We start from the raw sequence: 20,062 nt of genomic DNA on the forward strand, positions 1-20,062 counted from the left end.
AGTCCACATCAAAGCCCTACCCTCAGCGAGCGAACCCCGTATGGGGTGAGCGAAGTAGGGTAGGGTAGTTTACACAGCCCCTTCCGGATTCGATGGCGGACGCGCACGCGACCGGGTACGGCTCCACGGGAACGTATCGAGAGGGCGAGTTCCCGCTCCTCGGGCTGCGGCCGGCCGGATCGATGTCGGCGACGGCGAGCGATATGGGGCGGTTCCTCGAACTACAGCTGAACGGCGGTGAGGTAGACGGCGAGCAGGTTCTCGAACCCGGAGCGATCGACGCGATGCACGAGCGGTGGGCGACCCACCACGACCGGCTCCCCGGAATGGCGTTCGGGTTGATCGAGAAGTACCACGGAGACGTCCGAACGCTCTGGCACAACGGGGCGACGCTCTCGTTTTACAGCCACCTCGTGCTCGTCCCGGAGTACGACTTCGGCCTGTTCGTCTCGTTCAACGCTCCGGCCGGGAGCGCCGCGGCGACCGACGTGGTCGACGAACTCCTCGACGAGGTACTCCCCGCGCCCGAGACGACGTCGCTTACGCCCGACGGACCGCCGGCCCGCGCCGACGAGATCGCGGGCACGTACCGATCGGTACAGCGCTCGCACACGTGGCACGACCGGGTGACGTCCGCGCTGAACGCGGCCACTATCGACGTTCGCTTCGACGAGGACGGCACGCTCATCACCGAGCAGGGTGCCACGACGGATCGCTGGATCGAGATCGAACCGCTCGTCTTCGAGCGAACTGACGGAAGCCGCCGGATCGCGTTCGGCGAGGAGGGCGGCGAGGTTCGATACCTGTTCCACGGCGGCAGTCCGACGGCGCTGGCCCGAGTAGATGGACTCGATCGGCTCTCAGTTCACGGAGTTCTGGCCGTCGGAACCGTTCTCGGAGCGATGTTGGCGCTCGCCGGCTGGCCGGCCGCTGCGCTGTATCGGTGGCTTCGGAGGGACGGCGACAGCGGGGTCTCCGGTTGGCGGACCGCAGTTACGGGCGATGTCGTGAGAGCGAAACTCCTTGCGGCGGGTTCGTTCAGCGTCCTGTTCGCTTCGGTGTTGTCGATCGTCGTCCACTTCCTCGCAACGCCGCTTATGGTGCTTTCGGACCCGCCGGCCACGTTCCAGCTGTTGTTCGTTGGAACGGGTCTCGGTGCGGTAGGGACCATCGCGAGTACCGGCGTCGCCGGGTACAGCTGGACGAGCGAGCGGTGGGACCTGTTCGAGCGGATTCAGTACGCGCTCGTCGCCGGCTCGCTGCTCGCGGGCTGCTGGCTTCTCTGGTACTGGAACCTCCTGCTCCCGCCGGGGGTGATCTGATTCCGAGAAGGCGGTCTACTCGGTCCGTTCGTCCTCGCGATAATGACGCAGGAACCGTGCCCGGCGGAGTTCGAATCGAGAGCTAAATCGCCGGCGAGAACCGTTATACCGGCACACACCGCCCGCGGCGGAACACGCTTAAAAGGCTCCACCGGGTAACTCGTGGTATGCAACACGTGACGGTTCCGCAGGACCGTATCGGCGTCGTCATCGGCGCCGGCGGCGAGACGATGCGGGAGATCGAAGAGCGGGCGAACGTGCGGCTCGACATCGACTCGGAGTCGGGGAGCGTCGCCATCGAGGAGCGCGACGACCCCGTCGCGGCGATGGTGGCCCCGGACGTGATCAAGGCGATCGGTCGCGGCTTCAAGCCGGAGACCGCGCTGTCGATCCTCGATCACGACCTCCGGACGCTCGATCTGATCGACCTGTCGGAGCACACCCGAAACGACAACGACCTCCAGCGCAAGAAGGGCCGGATCATCGGCGAGAACGGTCGGACGCGAGAGCTTATGGAGGAGCTGTCGGGCGCGAACGTCGTGGTTTACGGGTCGACCGTGGGCGCCGTGGGCCAGCCCGAGGAGCTTGAGGTCGTTCGCCGGGCGGTCGGGATGCTGCTCGACGGGGCGCCCCACGGCGCGGTGTACTCGTACTTGGAGCGCATGTCGAACGAACTCGACGACGACGTAAACTTCAACGCGCCGCAATAATTGGTGTTCGGTGGTGACGTGGTCGTCGTCGGTTGTTTATAAATAACTACTTCTGGCGGTGCGGTGTACACCTCCGAAGCCCGAGCCGCTCGCTTATAAATACCTAACCGCAGATGGATGGCGAACACCTCCAAAGCCCCAGCCGCGAGGACTCGCGCGGCTCGCTGTGCTCCTCGCTCAGTCGCTCGCGCTCCTTCGCTGCGGTGCTTGCGTTGCCGTGCTTCGTCCTCGCGACTGCCCCTTTGAGTCCCGCCCGCCCCGCACCGCACCTCACTCCTCCCCAGCCTCGTCGCTGGCGGTCGTCGCTTCGCTTCGACCGCCAGCGACTCCCTCGCGCGTGCTTCTCGCGCCCTGCGGGCGCTCGCAGGCACGCGCCACCGGGGGTCGTTTATAAACAACCAACGTCCAGTACTTGATCTGGCGTTCTATAAAAAAGGCCGTGTGAACGCACCGCACACCGGCCGATACTCCCCCACCGTGTTGCGGTTTCGCACGAACCGAGCGAAGGGTTTATATAGAATCACAAACAATCAATGGTTGTAATGTCACAGCGTCAGCGGATGGGCAACCAGCCCATGATTGTACTTTCTGAAGAGTCGCAGCGCACCTCCGGAAAGGACGCGCAGAACATGAACATCACGGCCGGCAAGGCGGTCGCGGAGTCCGTCCGCACCACGCTCGGCCCGAAAGGGATGGACAAGATGCTCGTCGACTCCGGCGGGTCCGTCGTCGTCACGAACGACGGCGTCACCATCCTGAAGGAGATGGACATCGACCACCCGGCGGCCAACATGATCGTCGAGGTCAGCGAGACGCAGGAGGAGGAGGTCGGCGACGGCACCACCTCCGCGGTCGTGGTCGCCGGTGAGCTCCTCGATCAGGCCGAGGAGCTCCTCGATCAGGACATCCACGCGACGACCCTCGCGCAGGGGTACCGACAGGCCTCCGAGAAGGCCAAGGAGATCCTCGAAGAGGAGGCTATCGACGTCTCCGCGGACGACTACGACACGCTCGTCGAGATCGCCGAGACGGCGATGACGGGCAAGGGCGCGGAGAACTCCAAGGATCTCCTCGCCGAGCTCGTCGTCGACGCCGTCCTCGCGGTTCAGGACGACGACGGCATCGACACGGAGAACGTCTCCGTCGAGAAGGTCGTCGGCAGCTCCATCGACGAGTCCGAGCTCGTCGAGGGCGTCATCGTCGACAAGGAGCGCGTCGACGAGAACATGCCCTTCGCGGTCGAGGACGCCGACGTCGCGCTGTTCGACGGCGCCATCGAAGTGAAGGAGACGGAGATCGACGCCGAGGTCAACGTCACGGACCCCGACCAGCTCCAGCAGTTCCTCGACCAGGAAGAGGAGCAGCTCCGCGAGATGGTCGACCACCTGAAGGACATCGGCGCCGACGTCGTCTTCGTCGGTGACGGCATCGACGACATGGCCCAGCACTACCTCGCGCAGGAGGGCATCCTCGCCGTCCGCCGCGCGAAGTCCGACGACCTCAAGCGCCTCGCCCGCGCGACCGGCGGCCGCGTCGTCTCCAACCTCGACGACATCGAGACGGACGACCTCGGCTTCGCCGGCTCCGTCGCCCAGAAGGACATCGGCGGCGACGAGCGCATCTTCGTCGAGGACGTCGAAGAGGCGAAGTCCGTCACCCTCATCCTCCGCGGCGGCACCGAGCACGTCGTCGACGAGGTCGAGCGCGCCATCGACGACTCGCTCGGCGTCGTCCGCACGACGCTGCTCGACGGGAAGGTGCTGCCCGGCGGCGGCGCCCCCGAGGCCGAGCTGGCGCTGCAGCTCCGCGACTTCGCCGACTCCGTCGGCGGCCGCGAGCAGCTCGCCGTCGAGGCGTTCGCCGACGCGCTGGAAGTCATCCCGCGCACCCTCGCCGAGAACGCGGGTCTCGACCCCATCGACTCGCTGGTCGACCTCCGCTCCCGCCACGACGGCGGCGAGTTCGGCGCCGGTCTCGACGCCTACACGGGCGACGTGATCGACATGGAGGCCGAGGGCGTCGTGGAGCCGCTCCGCGTCAAGACCCAGGCCATCGAGTCCGCCACCGAGGCGGCCGTCATGATCCTCCGCATCGACGACGTCATCGCGGCCGGCGACCTCAAGGGCGGCGGCACCGACGACGGCGGCGACGACGGCGGCCCCGGCGGCGCGCCCGGCGGAATGGGCGGCGGCATGGGTGGCATGGGCGGCATGGGCGGTGCGATGTGAGCTTCGCGTAGGCCACACCACACACTCACGCCGACCGCAGCCGCTTCGCCGAACCGTCCGCATACCGACCGTCGCGTGCCCTTTCGGGCCTCGACGACACGCGATTTTTATCGACGACTCGATCGCCGAGCGTCCCGCTTGTCGCTCGATCGCGTTACCCGTTCGCCCCACATCGAACCGCGCTACCGACCCCCACATTCGGCTCGCGCGACACGAGGATAACACTCGCGTAACCACGGGACGGCGGTGTCCGCGAGCGGTTAAGTGACTCCCGCCCCTCCAATCTATCGACGAGGTTCTCACGTTCACCATGCCACAGCAGAAAGCCGACTACGCAGACGACACGGAGATCGACGCGGAACTGGACCAGCTCCCCGACGACGAGACAGTCGAGGAGACGGTCGCGAACCTCGAGGAGCGCGGCTTCGACGTGATCGTCGTCGACGACGCCGACGAGGCGCTGGAGACCGTGAAATCGCAGATCCCCGACGGGGTCTCCGTGATGAACGGCCACTCGACGACGCTCGAAGAGATCGGGTTCGACGAGTTCCTGAGCGGGGGCGACCACGAGTGGGAGAGCCTGCCGGACCAGATCTGGAGCATCGACGACGACGCGGAGCGACAGACTGCGCGACGCGAGTCGCAGACGGCCGACTACTTCCTCGGCGGCATCAACGCGGTCGCGCAGACGGGCGAGCTAGTCGCCGCCGACCTCTCCGGCAGCCGTATCGGCGCGTATCCGTTCGCCGCGGGCAACGTCGTCATCGTCACCGGGATCAACAGAATCGTCCCGACGCTCTCGGACGCCTTCGACCGGCTGGAGTCGGTCGCGTACCCGCTGGAGAACGAGCGCGCACAGGAGGCGTACGGCGTCGAGTCCGCAGTCGCCAAGCAGCTCGTCTACCGCCGCGAGACCGAAGAGGGCCGGACGACGGTCGTCCTCGTGCGCGAGCAGCTCGGCTACTGAGGATCCGCAGTTACACGTAGGCGCGTCACACGCCGACGCTCCACACGTCAACGCGCCACACGCTTCTTTCCCCCCTTCGACGACCGCGAGCGACGCCGCCGTTGACGCCGGGAACGCGAGACCGCAACTCGTTTTCGGCCCCTCCGAGAAACGCCGCGTAGGTCCCATAATGACGCCCAAGTCCGCAGACCTTCGGACGGACGCGCGCACCCTCCCAGACGGACGCACCCTCGCGTACGCGACCGCCGGCGACCCCGACGGCCGACCGGTGGTCGTCCACCACGGCACGCCCGGGTCGCGGCTGTTCGGGGCGCTGCTTTCGGGTCCCGCGGCCGAGGTCGGCGTTCGGATCATCGTCCCCGACCGCCCGGGATACGGTCGCTCGTCGCCGCCCCCGGAGGAGTGGTCGTGGGAGGACTGGCCGGCCGACCTCGGCGAACTCCTCGACGCGGAGTCGGTCGAGCGGGGCGGGTCCTTGGGGTTCTCCGGCGGCGGTCCGTTCGCGCTCGCTGCCGCGAGCGACGACCGAGTGGCTCGGGTCGGACTGGTGAGCAGCGTCGTCCCGCCGGCCGAGAACACGCTCGCGACGCTCGCGTCGGTCCCGTTCGCGCTGCGCGCGGTGTTCCGGGTCTCGAAGGCGATCGCGTCGGTCTCCGGGCCGAGTGCGGTCGTCTCACAGTACACCGACCGATCCGTCTCAGACGCGGTCGCCGACGCGGTGGCGGCCGACTTCCACGAGGCGCTCGCCCCCGGCGCACGGGCGGTCGAACGCGAAAACCGGGCCTTCGCGAGCGCGTCGCTCGACCCGGATCTGCCAGACACCCCGATCCGCGCCTGGCACGGCACGAGCGACGAGAACACGCCGCTTCCCCCCGTTCGGGCGCTCGTTCGGGAGCACGGCGGGGCCCTGGAGACCGTCGAAGCGGATCATCTCGGCACACTGCTCGACTGCCAGCGGGCGGCCTTGGAGTGGGCCGGCGGGGCGGAGTGACCGCTCCCTGGTTCGAACCCTCCCTCGGCACAGCACCGCCGCTCGCGGAATTGCTCGCGGCGGTGACAGCGGGCCGGGAGGGATTCGAACCCCAGTCGCTCCCGTTCGCTCGCTGCGCTCGCTCACCTCCCGCTCCCTGGTTCGAATCCCTCGGCGTTTTCACTGCTCCCGTTGGTCGCAGGAAAACGGGCCGGGAGGGATTCGAACCCCGACCGTCCGGTTAAAAGCCGGACGCTCTCCCTAACTGAGCTACCGGCCCAGGCGAATCGGCGTAGGGTCAGCCGACGGATAAACGTTTAGAACCGCGGTAGGGGTCGGTCGTCCGACTCGAACGCGTCACGGCCGCTCGCCGTCGGGTCTCGGCGGAACTACTCGTCGTCCGCGAGGTACTCGTCGACCGCGTCGGCGACGATCGCTCCCGGCTCGACGGTCTCCATCGAGGCGCGACGGCGCAGTTCGACGTAGGTGTCCGCCGGAAGCCGAAGCTGAAGCCGGCCGAGTTCGACGCCCGCGTCGCGGACCGCGGTCTCGATGTCGGTCCCGTCGTTGACCGCCGAGGCGATCGCGCGCACCTCCCGGACCGTGAGGTCGCCGTCGATCGCCGCCCACGCAAGCAGGTAGCGGTCCCGACCGCCGAGCCGCGCGACGTGCTTCGCGGCGCTCGGCGCGATCCGCCCGTTAGCGACCTGTCTGCGGATCGCCTGCGGGAGGTCGTGGACCCGCGCCCACTTGCGGATGAACGCGACGGAGACCTCGCCGCCCGCGCGCTCGGCCGCCTCCTTGTACGACCCGACGCCGCGGACGAGCGCCGCGCAGGCGGCGGCGCCGCGCAACATTAGGACGTTGTCGTCGTCGCCCACGTCGCCGGCCGCGAACCGGGCCACCGTCTCCGCGGCCTCAGCGACGCTGTCGGGGTCGTTCGGGTCGAACCCCACCGCGTCCGCGGCCCGGTCGCCCGTCACCGCCGGGTCCGACCGGACTACCGGCTCGCCGACCGGCGACCGCCGGTCCGCGCGTGACTCCTCGGTCATACCCATCCCTTCGGGGCCGCGGATATAAACGCCGGGCACCGGGGCGGAACTCGCCAGAACGAGGGACGCTCGGCGACGGTCGTCGGACCTTACTTCACGGTCCGGGCCGCCGCGTCGCCCTCGTCTCCCCCGTTCGCCCCTCGCGCGTACAGGACGTACGAGTATACCACGGTGACCGCGGCGGTCGCGAGCACCGGCCCGACGAGGAAGTACACCGCGTACCTCCCGAAGAGGAGACCGACGACCGCGATGGCGGCCGAGAGCTTGAACAGCCGGGCGCCGAGCGCGTGGGTCCGGTCCCACACGGCGTCGTCGCTGAGCGTCCACGGCGTGCGGATCCCGAGGAACCAGTTCGGCTCGACGTGGGGCAACACGGTTCCGACGTAGTAGAACAGCGCGGCCCCGCCGGCCACGGCGAGCGTCGTCACGTCGACCGCGTAGCCGAGGTTGACGGCGAGCACGGCGAGGTGGATGGCGACGAGGAACGCGGTGAACACGACGACGAACCGGTCGTAGTGGACCCGGAACGCGGCGACGTTCTCTCGGAGGGGGTCGATCCGCGGAAGCAGCGCGAACAGCCCGATCAGTCCGGCCGCAAGCCCCGGGACGAGCCACATCCCGAGCGTCCGGGAGAGCGTTCCGGTCGGCTCACCGGCGCCGTTCCATCGCGTCACCATCTGTTCGGGGAGGTTCGGTGCGACCGCGAGGCTGGCGGCGCCGGCGACAGCAACGAGGAGGGCCGCGACGCCGAACCGGAGCCGCGTGGAGAGTCGGGAACCAATCATCACCCGAATATCTACGCGCCAAATTGATAAAACTACGTCCCCGATCCGGCGCGTCGGGGGCTGTAGAACCCGATTCCGCTTCGACGTGTCTCCGAACGCCTCGACGAGACCCGCTCGTGTTCCTCTGTGCCAACTGTTCTCGGGCGGCCTTTGCGGAGCCGATTCCCGCTCTGGGCCGTCTCCCGTGGGAACCGCCCCCGAAGGGTCCATGCGACGCAACCCTTACGCGTCGTGACCGTCAATCACGGGGTATGACCGACGAACGCGACGACGACGGCCACGAGTTCTCCTCGGGGCAGGGCGTCGACGCCGACTACGACGCGTTCACGCTGGACCCGCCGGAGCTGGGCGAGGACCCGAGCCGCGTCGATCCGGTCGACTCCCGGGCGCTGACCGACGAGCTGGACCGCCGGAACATCGGTAGCGAGGACGTCGACGTCGAACAGCTGATCGACGTGGGTCTCTCGTACATGGGGATCAACCGCTTCGAGGAGGCGACCGAGACGTTCGAGCGCGCCGCTCGCTTCGCCGAGGATGACTCGCTGGAGGCCCAAGAGGCGCGGGTGAACAAAGGCGCCGCCCACGCCCAACTGGAGGAGTTCGATCAGGCCGTCGGCGCCTACCAGGAGGCGCTGCGCATCGACGAGGAGTCCGAGCACGCCGCGACCGCCGAGACCAACCTCGCGTACGCGCTCTGGGAGTCCGGTCGGGGCGAGCAGGCGCTCGAACACGCCGAGCGCGCCGTCGAGACCGACCCGCGCTTCGCCGAAGCGTGGTACAACCGCGGGTTCCTCCTGGTCGAGCGCGGACTCGCCGAGGACGCGGTCAAGTGCTTCGACAACGCGATCCGGCTGGGATACCGCGACGCGGGCGTCCTCGAGGAGAAGGCGCGGGCCCTCGAAGAGGCCGGCGAGCACGAGCAGGCCGAGGAGGTCGCCGATCAGGCCGAGGAGCTCCGCCGCGAGACCGAGGAACAGCTGATCGAAGAGCAGACTGGTCAGGCGCCCGGTCCCGGCGGACAGGGCGGTCGACCCGGCGAGCAGCCCGGCGCCGGCGGTCGGGGCGGTCGACCCGGCGAGCAGCCCGGTGCCGGCGGTCAGGGCGGCCGTGGTCGGGGCGGACAGGGCGGCGGCCGGAGCGGGCAGGACGGCGAAGCGGAGGGTCCGGAGCGAGAGCTTGAAGGCGAGGGTCCCGAGGGCTTCTGAATGCTGCTGCGCGAGCGCGAGACCGCCGAGGGACGGCTCGTCTCCGTCTGCGACCCCGACTGCCTCGGCGAGACGTACGAGGACGGTCCGGTCACGCTCACCGTGAGCGAGGAGTTCTACGGCGGCGACGACGCCGTCGAGGCGACCGCCGAGGAGGTTATCGCGGGGCTTCAGCGCGCGCAGGTGGCGAACATCGTCGGCACCGAGTCGGTCGGCGTCGCCGTCGAGGCCGGTCTCGTCGACGAGGAGACCGTCTTGGAGTTCGAGGAGACGCGGCACGCGCAGCTGCTCTGGCTGTGAGGGCGGTACGGCGTCGGGTCGGGTATCGTCCGGATCCGAACCGGCTAAGGGCGCGCGCGACGAGGCGAATCCGATGAGACGACTCACGCGGAGCGAACTGGCGTCGCGGGTGGGACCGCGGCCGCCCTCGGACGCTTTCTGGCGGCGCGCGATCGACCGAGGCGAGGCCGCGCTCGGCGTCGGCGCGGACGCCGTCGCCGACGCGAACGAGACCGGTGAGGGACCGGCGGAACCGCTCGACACGGGCGACATCGTCGACGTCGACGACCACGCCTTCGTCGTCGTGGACGTCGACCGGACGGACGCGGGAGGTCGGATCTACCGGATCGAGCTGGTCGCCGACCGCGACGAGGACTGACGCCGGTAGCGAACGGAGTCCCGACTACAGGTCTGCGACGTCCTCGATGGCGTCGGTGAGTTCCGTCACACTCTCGACGGTGTGCTCGCCCATGTGGCCGATCCGGAACGTCTCCTCGCCGATGTCGCCGTAGCCGTTCGAGAAGGCCATGTCGTACTCCTCGCTGACTTCCTCGATGGTCGCGGCCACGTCGATGTCTCGGGTGTTCTCGATGCAGGCGACCGTCTGCGACTCGTACCCCTCCTCGGGGAACATCGCGAAGTGTTCGTCCGCCCAGTCGTGGACGTATTCCATCATCTCGCGGTGGCGCTCGTCGCGGGCGCGGTGCCCCTCGTCGAGCATGTGTTTCATCTGTTTGCGATACGCTAACATGATCGGGATCGCGGGCGTCGAGTGGGTCTGCCCCTTCCGGTCGTAGTAGTCGATGGTGCGGCGGAAGCCGCCGTACCACGAGGAGTCGCCCTTCTCGACCTCACGGTCGTAGGCGTCGTCGCTGACGACGCAGACCGCGAGTCCGGGGGGCATCGCGAACGCCTTCTGGGTGGACGCGAAGATGGCGTCGATGCCGTGCTCGTCGATGTCGACGTAGTCGCCGCCGAGCGACGAGACGGCGTCGACGGCGAAGTAGGTGTCCGGGTACTCCTTGAGGACGTCGCCGATCTCCTCGATCGGGTTCCGGACCCCGGTCGAGGACTCGTTCAGCACGCCCGCGACCATGTCGTACGCCGCGTCGGCGGACTCGATCGCCTCGCGGACGTCCGCGGGCTTGACGGCCTCGCCCCACTCGTACTCCAGTCGATCGACGTCCTTGCCGAGGCGCTCGGCGACGTTGGCGTAGCGCTCGCTGAACGCGCCGCAGGTCGGGACGAGGACGCGCTCGTCGACGAGGTTGAGCGTCGTCGCCTCCCAAAACTCCGTGCCGGAGCCGGTGAGGATCACGACCTCGTGGTCGGTGCCGAGGAACTCCTTCGTGTCCTCGACGATGGTGGTGTACAGGTCGGTCATCCGGTCCATCCGGTGGCCGAACGTCGACTCTGTCATCGCCTCGATGACGTCGTCGCGGACCTCCGTCGGGCCGGGGATGTACAGCGTCTTCTCGTCGTAGTCGTCGCGGTATTCTCGTTTCTTCGTCACGGGATCCACCTGTTGGATCGTACCGCGTCGCGCTGGGGTATGGACCTTGTGATAGATTCAAAAGGCGCGGAGGTTGCCGCGTTGACGCCCGAGAGCGGACCGGCTTCCGGAAACGGCGCTCTCGCCCGGATCAACCGGGTTTATGAGAACGCAGGAGAGAAAGAGCGTATGATACACGCCCGAGGAGTCACAACCGCCCGAGGTGGTCCTCCGTGAGCGGCGACGAGGAGCTGGCCAAGGACCTCGGCCCGCTCGCGGCGCTCACGATCGGGATCGGGACGATGATCGGCGCGGGGATCTTCGTCCTGCCCGGCACCGCGGTCGCGCTCGCCGGGCCGCTCGCGGCGTTCACGTTCGTCCTCGGCGGCGTGATCGCCTTATTCACCGCGCTGTCGGCCTCCGAACTCGGCACCGCGATGCCGAAGTCCGGCGGGGCGTACTTCTACGTCAACCGCGCGCTCGGTCCCATGTTCGGCTCCGTCGCGGGGTGGGCGAACTGGCTCGGACTCGCCTTCGCGTCCGCCTTCTACATGTACGGTTTCGGCGAGTACGTCAACGCGCTCGTCGGACTCGGCCCGGTCGGTATCGGCTTCGTGACGCTTGAGGCGGCGCAGGTGATCGGACTCGCGGGCGCGCTGCTTTTCATCGCGGTCAACTACTTCGGCGCGAAGGAGACGGGTGGTCTCCAGATCGTCATCGTGATGTCGCTTCTGGGTATCCTCGCCGTCTTCACCGTCGTCGGCCTGCTGAACGCCGACATGGAGTCGCTGCGACCGCTCGCGCCGCCGGGGACGACGAGTCAGGTGCTCCCGGTCACGGGGATCATCTTCGTCTCGTACTTGGGATTCGTCCAGATCACCTCGGTCGCCGAGGAGATCGAAGAATCCCGGGCGGAACCTCCCGCTCGCGGTCCTCGGCTCGGTCGTCATCGTCACGGTCGTGTACGCGCTGTTCCTGCTGGTGCTGCTCGCGGCGGTGCCGAACGAGCTGGTCGCGAACAACGACACTGCGGTCGTCGACGCCGCCAGGATCCTGTTCGGCAACTACGAGGTGTTCGGCTACTCGCTCGGCGCCGTCGGCGCCGGCATGCTCCTGATCGGCGGGCTGCTCGCGACCGCCTCCTCGGCGAACGCGTCGATCCTCTCCTCTTCGCGGATCAACTTCGCGATGGGCCGCGAGAAGATCGTCACCCCGAAGCTCAACGAGATCCACGAGCGGTTCGGCACCCCGTACAAGTCGATCGCGCTCACCGGCGCGCTCATCCTCGTGTTCCTCGTCGCCGGGGGCGTCGAGTCGCTGTCGACGATGGGGTCCGTCCTCCACCTCATCGTCTACGGCCTGCTCAACATCGCGCTCATCGTGATGCGCGAGTCGGAGGTCGAGGGGTACGATCCCGACTTCGAGGTCCCCTTCTACCCGTTCGTTCCGGTCATCGGCGCGGTGTCGTCGTTCGCGCTGATCGTCTATATCCGACCGCAGATCATCGCGATCTCGGCCGGACTCGTCGGGTTCGCCGTGCTGTGGTACCTGCTGTACGCCCGCGGGAAGGTCGAGTCGCGCGGCGTGTTGGGGACGTGGATCCTCGACCGGTCCGACGAACTCCCCAAGCCCGCGGTGTCGGCCGCGACCTCGGTCCAGCCGAGCGGCGGCGACTACCGCGTCATGGTGCCGCTCGCGAACCCCAAGACCGAGGAGCACCTGATCACGCTCGCGTCCGCCATCGCCAAGCAGCGGAACGGGACTGTCGTCGCGGTCAACATCGCGAACGTCCCCGACCAGACCTCGCTCGAGGCGGCCCGCGACCGCGGCGCCCACGAGGCGGCACACGACCTGTTGGACCGGGCCCGCGACGACGCCGAGACGTTCGGCGTCGACGTGGAGACGCACGTCGTCCTCTCGCACCGCGTGTTCGAGGAAGTGTTCGACGCCGCGCGCACCTACGGCGCCGACATGACCGTGATGGGCTGGGGCGAGGACTCCCACGGGGCGCCGGGGCGCGCCGAGTCCGCCGTCGACGAGCTGGCGTACTCGCTCCCCTCCGACTTCCTCGTGTTCCGCGACCGCGGGTTCGACCCCTCGCGGATCCTCGTGCCGACCGCCGGCGGTCCGGCTTCGGACCTCTCGGGCGCGGTCGCGAAGATGCTTCAGGCCGAGTTCGACGGCGAGGTGACGCTGCTCCACGTCGCCGAGGACGACGAGGAAGCGGGCCGAGAGTTCCTCTCCGAGTGGGCCGACGCGCACGACCTCTCGGATGCGACGCTGCGGATCGAGACCGGCAACGTCGAGACCAGCATCGAGCGCGCCGCCCGCGACGCGACGATGCTGATCATCGGCGCGACCCAGAAGGGGCTGCTCTCGCGGCTGGTCCGCGGCTCGCTCGTGTTGGACGTGCTCGGCGAGGTGAACTGTTCCGTGCTGCTCGCCGAGCCGCGCAGCGATCGCGGGTTCCTCGACCGGCTGTTCGGGAGCGGCTCGCGGTCGAACGACGTCACCGACGCGACCGAGACGCCCGCCGAGACCGGCGTCGAGCCGGAGCCCACGACGCCCGAGATCGACGAGGAGTCGGACGCGAGTGAGGAGTCGGATGCGGGTGAGAAGTCGGACGCGAGTGAGGAGTCGAAGTCGAACTGACGCGGCGGTTCTCTTTTTAACCGGTCGAGAGCGTAGCGGTGCGGAAGCCGGCCGAACCGTTCCGCGTTACCCCCAGTGCCAGAAGTGGTTGCCGTCCTCCTCGACCGGCTCGGTGCGCTCCCGGAGGTCGGCGACGTCCTCGGCGGTCGGTTCGTGGTCGTCGGGCAGTTTCTCCATACAGTCGAAACAGAGGAAAAACTCCGAGCCGTCGGTGAGTTCGAGCATCAACCCTTGGGTCGACTCGAACGCGAAGTTCCACAGGTCGCCGATCCCGCCGGCGATCCTGACGGACCGCTCGCAGACGTCGCACGCCTCGGAGGCCATATGAGTGTCCTACTGGGTCCGCGGGGTAAGGCGTGTCGCCTCGATACGTGTACATCGTTGTTGGTTGGGCAGACGTGACCGGCCGCTACTCGGTGAGTGCCTCTTCAGCACCAGTCGTTTACTTATAAATGGCTGTCAGCAATCTCACGGACGACACCTCCAAAGCCCCAGCCGGCGAGGCGGGCGCACGCTCGCTGCGCTCCTCGGTCGCTCACTCCGTTCTCTCCCTGTGGTGCTTGCGTCGCCTGCGCCCGCCTCGCCGGCTGCCCCTTTGAGTCCCGCCCCGCACGGCACCGCACCTCACGCCTCCCCAGCCTCGTCGGTCGCCCGTCGCTTCGCTCCGGGCGACCGACTCCCTCGCGCGGTGCCGTTCGCGGCCGCCAGTGGCGGCCGCTCGGAGGCGCGCCACCGCATCTATTTATAAACAAACGTCGCCGCTCACCGCGTTTCGACCTCGATCACGTGCGCGTCTGCCGGGTCGAATCCGACCGTGACCGCGCCGTCGAGGGGGTCGACGGCCCGGACGAGCAGTTCGCGGTCGCCCCAGTCGAGCGTCACGCGCGTCGTCTCGCCGAGGAACTCCGCGCTGGCGACGGTCGCCCAGAGGGCGTTCTCGCCGGCGGGGCTGGCGCTTTCGGGGCTTTCCCCCCGTCCGCGCTCGCGACGCGGAGGTGTTCCGGGCGGACGCAGAACGCGATCCGGTCGCCGACCTCGGGGAGTCCTGCGGCGCCCCCGTCGCTCCCGGTTTCGTCCCCGACCGCGACGCGGAGCGTCTCGTCGCCGCCGTCGACGTCGACCGCGAGTTCGCCCGCTGCGGGCGCGTCGATCACCCGTCCGGCGAACACGTTGTTGTCGCCGACGAACTCGGCGACGAACCGCGTGGCGGGCTCGCGGTAGACGGTCCGCGGGGGAGCCACCTGCTCGGGGGTCCCGTCGTTCATCACCGCGACGCGGTCGGAGACGGCCAGCGCCTCCTCTTGGTCGTGGGTGACGTAGACGGTGGTGATTCCCAACTCGGACTGGATCCGCTTCACCTGCGCGCGGAGCCGCTCGCGGAGCCGCGCGTCGAGCGCGCTCATCGGCTCGTCGAGGAGGAGCACGTCGGGACCGGGCGCGAGCGCCCGCGCCATCGCGATCCGCTGCTGTTGCCCGCCCGAGAGGCTCTCGGGGTCCCGGTCGGCCGCGTCGGGGAGGTCGACCAGTTCGAGCAGTTCGGCGACGCGCTCGTCGCGCGTCGTCCCCTCGGGCGGGTCCGCGAAGTTCAGCCCGTACGCGACGTTCTCGCCGACGGTCATGTGCGGGAACAGCGCGTAGCTCTGGAACACGACGCCCACGTCGCGGTCCTCGGGGGGCACGCCCGCGACCGACTCGCCGCCGAACCTGACCGCCCCGGTGGTCGGCTCCTCGAACCCCGCGATCAGGCGGAGCGTCGTCGTCTTCCCGCAGCCGGAGGGACCGACGAGCGTGAAGAACTCCCCCTCGCGCACTCGGAGGCACACGTCGTCGACCGCGGCCGTCTCCCCGTAGCGCTTCGTCACGCCGTCGAGTTCGACCGCGACGGGGGCGTCCGCGTCGCCCGCGTCCCCCGCCGAATCCGCCGGCGGCTCAGAGTCCACGGTGCTCACCTCCGAGCCGCTCGATGACGACGAAGCTGAGGCCGGTGACGACGAGGAGGACGACGCCCATGGCGGTCGCCGGTCCGAGCCGCCGCCCGATGAACCGTTCGATCGCGACGGGCATCGTGTACGCGTCGGCGCCGGTCGCCAACACGACGGTCGAGGTGAACTCGCCGATCGAGACCGCGAACGCGAACGCCGCGCCCGCGACGACCGCAGGCCAGACGAGGGGCAGCTCCACGTCGCGGATCACCCGCGCCCGCGAGGCGCCCAGCGCCCGCGCGGACTCGACGAGAGAGCGGTCCAACCCGGAGAGCCCGGGCGAGACGATGCGCACGACGAACGGGTAGCCCGCGACCGCGTGCGCGACGACGATTGCTGCCGCCCCGCTCGCGGCGATCCGCCACCCCCCGATCTCGACGCCGAACACGAGTCCCCGGAGGAGTCCGAGTCCGACGATAATTCCCGACACCGCGAGCGGGGCCATCGCGGCCGCGTCGACCAGCGTCCGCCCGCGGTACCGTCGCGTGGTCAGGACCGCGACGACGACGCCCATCGGCAGCGCGAGCAGCGTCGCGGCCGTCGCGAAGGCGAGCGAGTTGCGAATCGCGGGCCACGGCCGCACCTGAAACGCCGCCCCCGTCTGCTGGCGCTCGACCAGGAACCGGTAGTGGTCGAGCGTGAGCGCCCCGTCACCGCCGGTCATCGACGCGAGGACCATCGACGCGATCGGCGCGAGGAAGATGACCCCGGCGACGACGACGTAGGCGGCCAGCCCGGCCCGCGGCAGCAGTTCGCGGAGCGTCGGGGCGGACGGGACCAGCGAGCGCCGCGGCAGGGGACGCGCCCCCCGCGTGCTCGTCGCGTTCCGGGCCTCGTACCGGAGGTACGCGAGGAGGACGGAAAGCGAGATCACGAGCTCGACGACCGCCAGCGCGGCGGCCTCGGCGTAGCTCAGGTCACGCACGAGGCGGTAGACGAACACCTCGACGGTCGCCAGCTGGAACCCGCCGAGCGCGAGGACGATGGGGAAGGTCCCGAACGTGAACACGAACGTGAGCGCCGCGCCGGTCAGCACGGCGGGGTACACCTGCGGCGCGACCACGTCGACGAACGCCCGCACCGGACCGGCGCCGAGGCTCCGGGCGGTCTCGACCGCGCTCGCGTCCACCGACTCCCACGCCGCGGTCGTCACGCGCGCCACGAGCGGCGCGTTGTAGAACGCGTGGGCGATCACCACCGCTTCGAGAGTGAACATGAGGTCGACCGGCGGGAGTCCGAACGCGCCCAGCGCGGCGTTTAACGTGCCGTTCTCGCCGAACGTGGCGACGAACCCGACCGCGACCATGATCGACGGGAGGACGAACGGGACGATTGTGAGCGAGCGCAGCGTCTTCCGGCCGGGGAACTCGAAGCGCGCGAGCAGGTAGGCGGCCGGGAGGCCGAGCGCGACGCTCGCGACCGTCGAGAGGACCGCCTGATACGCGGTGAACCCGACGATCCCCAGCCGGCGCTCGGGCGAGAGCAGCGCCCGCGCGACCGCGATCGGGGAGTCGCCGGCGAACAGCCGGGCGATCTCGCCGAAGTAGAACGGGTCCGTGAGGATCTCGCCGAAGACGCCGAGCGTGAGTGCGCCGTCGACGACGACCGCCTCGATCAGGACGGTCGCGGTCGGGTAGTAGAAGGCGACGACGAGCGCGGCGCTGGTGAGGACCGCGAGCGCGGTCAGCGCGTGGGACTCGACGCCCTCGCGGAGGCGGCTCACCCGACCCGCGTGATCGCCGTCGGCTTCCGTCACGTGCTCTCCCCCTCGTCGCGCACGCGGCTTAGTTCCCGGCGAACTGCCGCTCCCAGGCCTCGACCCACGCGTCGACGGAGCCTTGGAGCTCGTCGTAGGTGAACGTCACCGGGTCGGCCGGCTCCTGTGCCAGCTCGGCGTAGTCGCTCGGCAGCTCGGCGCCGTCGGTCGCCGGGAACGCGACGTTGCGCTGGGCGATCTCTCCCTGAACGTCCGGCTCCAGCATGAACGACATGAACTGCCGAGCGAGGTCCGGCTTGTCGGCGTCGGCGAAGACGGCCATCCCCTCGGGGTTCGCGTACGCCTGATCGTTCAGGAAGCGGATCTGGTGTTTCTCGAGGTCCTGGCCCTCCATGTCCGCGAACACCTGGTCGGTGGAGTAGGAGACGACCATCGGAGCCTCCCCCTCGCTCCAGGCCGCGTACGCGTCGTCCCACGTCCCCAGCACGCGCACGTCGTTCTCCTGGAGGTCGGCCCAGTAGTCGAGGTAGTCGTAGTCGGGGTCGCCGTCCTCGCCCGAAACGGTCTCCCCGTCGCCGTCGCTCGCGACTCCGCCGTCGCCGAAGCGGCTGATCGTGTGAAGGAGGAACGCGCGACCCGTCGCGGAGCCGCCGGGGTTCTGCGCGATGAGCGCGCCCGCGTGCTCGTCGTCGAGCAGGCCGTCGAACGTCTCCGGGGCCTCCATCGTCGTCCCGTCGTACACGAGGCTCACGTAGCCGGTGTCGAACGGGACCGCCCGGTCGAACGGGTCGAACTGGAGTCCCTCCCTGACCGCGTCACTCCCCTCGACTTCGCCCGCCTCGGCGAAGAGGTCGTCGTCGAGTTCCTCGTCGACGCGCACGAGATCCTCCGTCGTGAGTCCGACGTAGAGGTCGGCGTCGATGCCCGCGCCCGAGGCGGCGCGCTCGACGTAGTAGTTCACCTCGTTGTCGGGGGTCGCCCACTCCAGCTCGGCGTCGTACCGGCTCTCGAACTCCTCTTTGAGCCACTCGCCGGGACTCACGGAGGGCGCGTCGATGAAGTTGGTGTAGGTCGCCACCGTCAGCGTCGGAGTCTCGTCGCCGCCGTCTCCGTCGCTGCCGTCGGCGGCGTCGCCGTCGCCCGTCTCGTTCCCGGTGCCGTCTCCGCCGTCGCCCCCGTCGTCGACCCGCTCGGCGCTACAGCCGGCGAGCGCGGCGGCCCCCGCCGCCCCGGCCGCCGTGAGGAACCGCCGTCGGGTGTGTGGCCGGGCGTGTCGCCGCCGCGTCTCGCTCTCGTCGGTGGTCATCACTCGGTTGTTGTACCCGGTGGTTACATAAGGGATCCGTCCGCGGTCTCGGCTCCGTCCCCGAATGCCGTTCCTCGTCGATTTCGCCGCTCAGACCGTCGACACCCATTTACTCCGTGACGACCTCTCGGGCCTATGGATGAGAACTTCGCGGCGCGTTCGACGCGCACCACGCGGCGGCGGCTGCTCGCCGGCGGCGCGGCGATCGGACTCGCCGGTCTCGCCGGCTGTCTCGGCGGTCGCGACGGCCCGGTTCCGGAACCCGGCGTGACGAGCGACCGGATCGACGACTGGCGACAGATCGACGAGTCCGAGAGCACGGTGTTCGAGGGGTCGTACGGTCCCGTCACCGTGCGAGCGCTCGAGCACACGCGGATCTACGAGTACGCGCCCGTCGCGGACGCGCTCGCCGAGACGATCGACGCGTCGGGGTCGCCCGTCGTCTTCTTCGCGACGCGGATCGACCTCCGGCCCGCGCTCGACCAGCTCCCGGCCGGCGTCGGCCGCGACCGGGTGATGAGCGAGGTGGAGACGGCCGCGACTGACGCGTTCCGCGCACAGCTCCGGAACGCCGGCATCGAGAACGTCGAGATCGTCGAGGAGGGGACCACCACCGTCCGTTCCGGCCACACCGCGACCGCGTGGCGGCTGACGGGCGAGTACCCGATCGACGGTGGCATCCCGCTCCCGACCGGGTCGACCGCGGAGATCGACCGCTCTCTCGAAATCGAGGCCCGGCTCGGCGTCTGGCACGACGGGACCGACGTGCTCGTCGCCGGCGGCGCGTACCCGACCGACCCGCTCATCGAGGTCTTCGACGAGGCGCTTCCCGACTCGGTCGACGCGGAGACCGCCGTGACGGAGCTCGCCGACGCGGAGGCCGCGGAGGCGCTCGCGACCGACCCCGCCGCCTACGACGAGGACGTCTCGCAGCTGCTCATCTCGGTGGAGTGAGGGGGTGGGGGTCCGGATTTTTCGGTTTCGTTGAACTCTATCATTTATAAATAGACGGTGCGGTGGCGCGTGCCGACGAGCGCCCAGAGGGCGCGAGTCGCACGCGCGAGGGAGTCGGCCGACCGGAGCGAAGCGGAGGGAGGCCGACGAGGCTGGGGAGGCGTGAGGCTGCGGTGCGGTGCTGTGCGGGGCGGGACTCAAAGGGGCAGTCGGGAGGGCGGCGCAGGCGACGTAAGCACCGCAGGGAGCGAGTGAAACGAGCGACTGAGGAGCGCAGCGAGCGTGCGCCGCCCTCCCGACTGGGGCTTTGGAGGCGTTCTCCGCCGATCCACAGCTGATTATTTATAAACAAGTGACTGCGTCTTTGGAGGCGTTCACCGCGTAACCCCTCGTTTCGTCTCGAACCGACCCGTTTAATCGCCGGCCGCGACTTCCCTTCCG

General features: G+C 69.2%; 14 protein-coding genes, 1 tRNA gene and 3 pseudogenes. 10 read left to right on the top strand and 8 right to left on the bottom strand.

Annotated features, from left to right (window positions below):
- Positions 1-92: 92 nt before the first annotated feature.
- The 5 genes from ACODNG_RS08885 to ACODNG_RS08905 all read left to right on the top strand — a co-directional run bounded on the left by ACODNG_RS08885 (position 93) and on the right by ACODNG_RS08905 (position 6,218).
- Positions 93-1,322, top strand: a complete 1,230-nt coding sequence (locus tag ACODNG_RS08885) for a serine hydrolase domain-containing protein (RefSeq protein ID WP_434521020.1) — start codon at positions 93-95, stop codon at positions 1,320-1,322.
- Positions 1,323-1,489: 167 nt separating this feature from the next.
- Complete coding sequence (locus ACODNG_RS08890; protein WP_434521021.1) at positions 1,490-2,032, top strand: KH domain-containing protein; 543 nt, start codon at positions 1,490-1,492, stop codon at positions 2,030-2,032.
- 575 nt (positions 2,033-2,607) lie between these two features.
- Positions 2,608-4,260 carry a thermosome subunit alpha gene (gene thsA, locus ACODNG_RS08895; protein ID WP_434523084.1) on the top strand — a complete coding sequence of 551 codons (1,653 nt, stop codon included), beginning with the start codon at positions 2,608-2,610 and terminating at the stop codon, positions 4,258-4,260.
- Between the two features lie 310 nt (positions 4,261-4,570).
- Positions 4,571-5,227 carry a lactate utilization protein gene (locus tag ACODNG_RS08900; RefSeq protein ID WP_434521022.1) on the top strand — a complete coding sequence of 219 codons (657 nt, stop codon included), beginning with the start codon at positions 4,571-4,573 and terminating at the stop codon, positions 5,225-5,227.
- 169 nt (positions 5,228-5,396) lie between these two features.
- Positions 5,397-6,218, top strand: a complete 822-nt coding sequence (locus ACODNG_RS08905) for an alpha/beta fold hydrolase (protein WP_434521023.1) — start codon at positions 5,397-5,399, stop codon at positions 6,216-6,218.
- A 186-nt stretch (positions 6,219-6,404) separates the two neighbouring features.
- On the opposite strand, the gene ACODNG_RS08910 is transcribed toward ACODNG_RS08905, so the two are convergent.
- From ACODNG_RS08910 to ACODNG_RS08920, 3 genes and pseudogenes are all read right to left on the bottom strand, one after another.
- Positions 6,405-6,477: transfer RNA gene (locus ACODNG_RS08910), tRNA-Lys, on the bottom strand.
- Positions 6,478-6,733: 256 nt separating this feature from the next.
- Positions 6,734-7,255, bottom strand: a pseudogene (locus ACODNG_RS08915) (DUF7119 family protein); the annotation flags it as partial.
- 83 nt (positions 7,256-7,338) lie between these two features.
- Complete coding sequence (locus tag ACODNG_RS08920; protein WP_434521024.1) at positions 7,339-8,034, bottom strand: SdpI family protein; 696 nt, start codon at positions 8,032-8,034, stop codon at positions 7,339-7,341.
- 251 nt (positions 8,035-8,285) lie between these two features.
- Between ACODNG_RS08920 and ACODNG_RS08925 the strand changes: the two genes are divergently transcribed.
- The 3 genes from ACODNG_RS08925 (at position 8,286) to ACODNG_RS08935 (ending at position 9,897) form a co-directional block, all read left to right on the top strand.
- Positions 8,286-9,239, top strand: coding sequence for a tetratricopeptide repeat protein (locus ACODNG_RS08925; protein ID WP_434521025.1), 954 nt, complete (start codon positions 8,286-8,288; stop codon positions 9,237-9,239).
- Positions 9,240-9,539: a DUF424 domain-containing protein gene (locus ACODNG_RS08930; RefSeq protein WP_209545024.1), complete on the top strand. Its 300-nt coding sequence runs from the start codon at positions 9,240-9,242 to the stop codon at positions 9,537-9,539.
- 73 nt (positions 9,540-9,612) lie between these two features.
- Entirely contained in the window at positions 9,613-9,897 is a 285-nt protein-coding gene (locus tag ACODNG_RS08935) for a hypothetical protein (RefSeq protein WP_434521026.1), read from the top strand.
- Positions 9,898-9,921: 24 nt separating this feature from the next.
- Here ACODNG_RS08935 and ACODNG_RS08940 read toward each other — a convergent pair whose 3' ends face one another.
- Entirely contained in the window at positions 9,922-11,031 is a 1,110-nt protein-coding gene (locus ACODNG_RS08940) for a pyridoxal-phosphate-dependent aminotransferase family protein (RefSeq protein WP_434521027.1), read from the bottom strand.
- 212 nt (positions 11,032-11,243) lie between these two features.
- On the opposite strand from ACODNG_RS08940, the pseudogene ACODNG_RS08945 reads away from it, so the two are divergent.
- Positions 11,244-13,662 (top strand): annotated as a pseudogene (locus tag ACODNG_RS08945) (amino acid permease).
- A 66-nt stretch (positions 13,663-13,728) separates the two neighbouring features.
- On the opposite strand, the gene ACODNG_RS08950 reads toward ACODNG_RS08945, so the two are convergent.
- The 4 genes and pseudogenes from ACODNG_RS08950 to ACODNG_RS08965 all read right to left on the bottom strand — a co-directional run bounded on the left by ACODNG_RS08950 (position 13,729) and on the right by ACODNG_RS08965 (position 18,667).
- Positions 13,729-13,986, bottom strand: a complete 258-nt coding sequence (locus ACODNG_RS08950) for a DUF7561 family protein (RefSeq protein WP_434521028.1) — start codon at positions 13,984-13,986, stop codon at positions 13,729-13,731.
- Positions 13,987-14,424: 438 nt separating this feature from the next.
- Positions 14,425-15,602: pseudogene (locus ACODNG_RS08955) on the bottom strand (ABC transporter ATP-binding protein).
- Entirely contained in the window at positions 15,592-17,400 is a 1,809-nt protein-coding gene (locus ACODNG_RS08960) for an ABC transporter permease (protein ID WP_434521029.1), read from the bottom strand. Before ACODNG_RS08960 ends, ACODNG_RS08955 begins: the two are co-directional and overlap by 11 nt.
- A gap of 28 nt (positions 17,401-17,428) precedes the next feature.
- Positions 17,429-18,667: a thiamine ABC transporter substrate-binding protein gene (locus ACODNG_RS08965; RefSeq protein ID WP_434521030.1), complete on the bottom strand. Its 1,239-nt coding sequence runs from the start codon at positions 18,665-18,667 to the stop codon at positions 17,429-17,431.
- Between the two features lie 135 nt (positions 18,668-18,802).
- Here ACODNG_RS08965 and ACODNG_RS08970 point away from each other — a divergent pair, with 135 nt between their 5' ends.
- Complete coding sequence (locus tag ACODNG_RS08970) at positions 18,803-19,621, top strand: hypothetical protein (protein ID WP_434521031.1); 819 nt, start codon at positions 18,803-18,805, stop codon at positions 19,619-19,621.
- The last annotated feature ends 441 nt before the right edge of the window (positions 19,622-20,062 follow it).

Source organism: Halorubrum sp. AS12, assembly GCF_051122765.1.
Classification (GTDB): domain Archaea; phylum Halobacteriota; class Halobacteria; order Halobacteriales; family Haloferacaceae; genus Halorubrum; species Halorubrum trapanicum.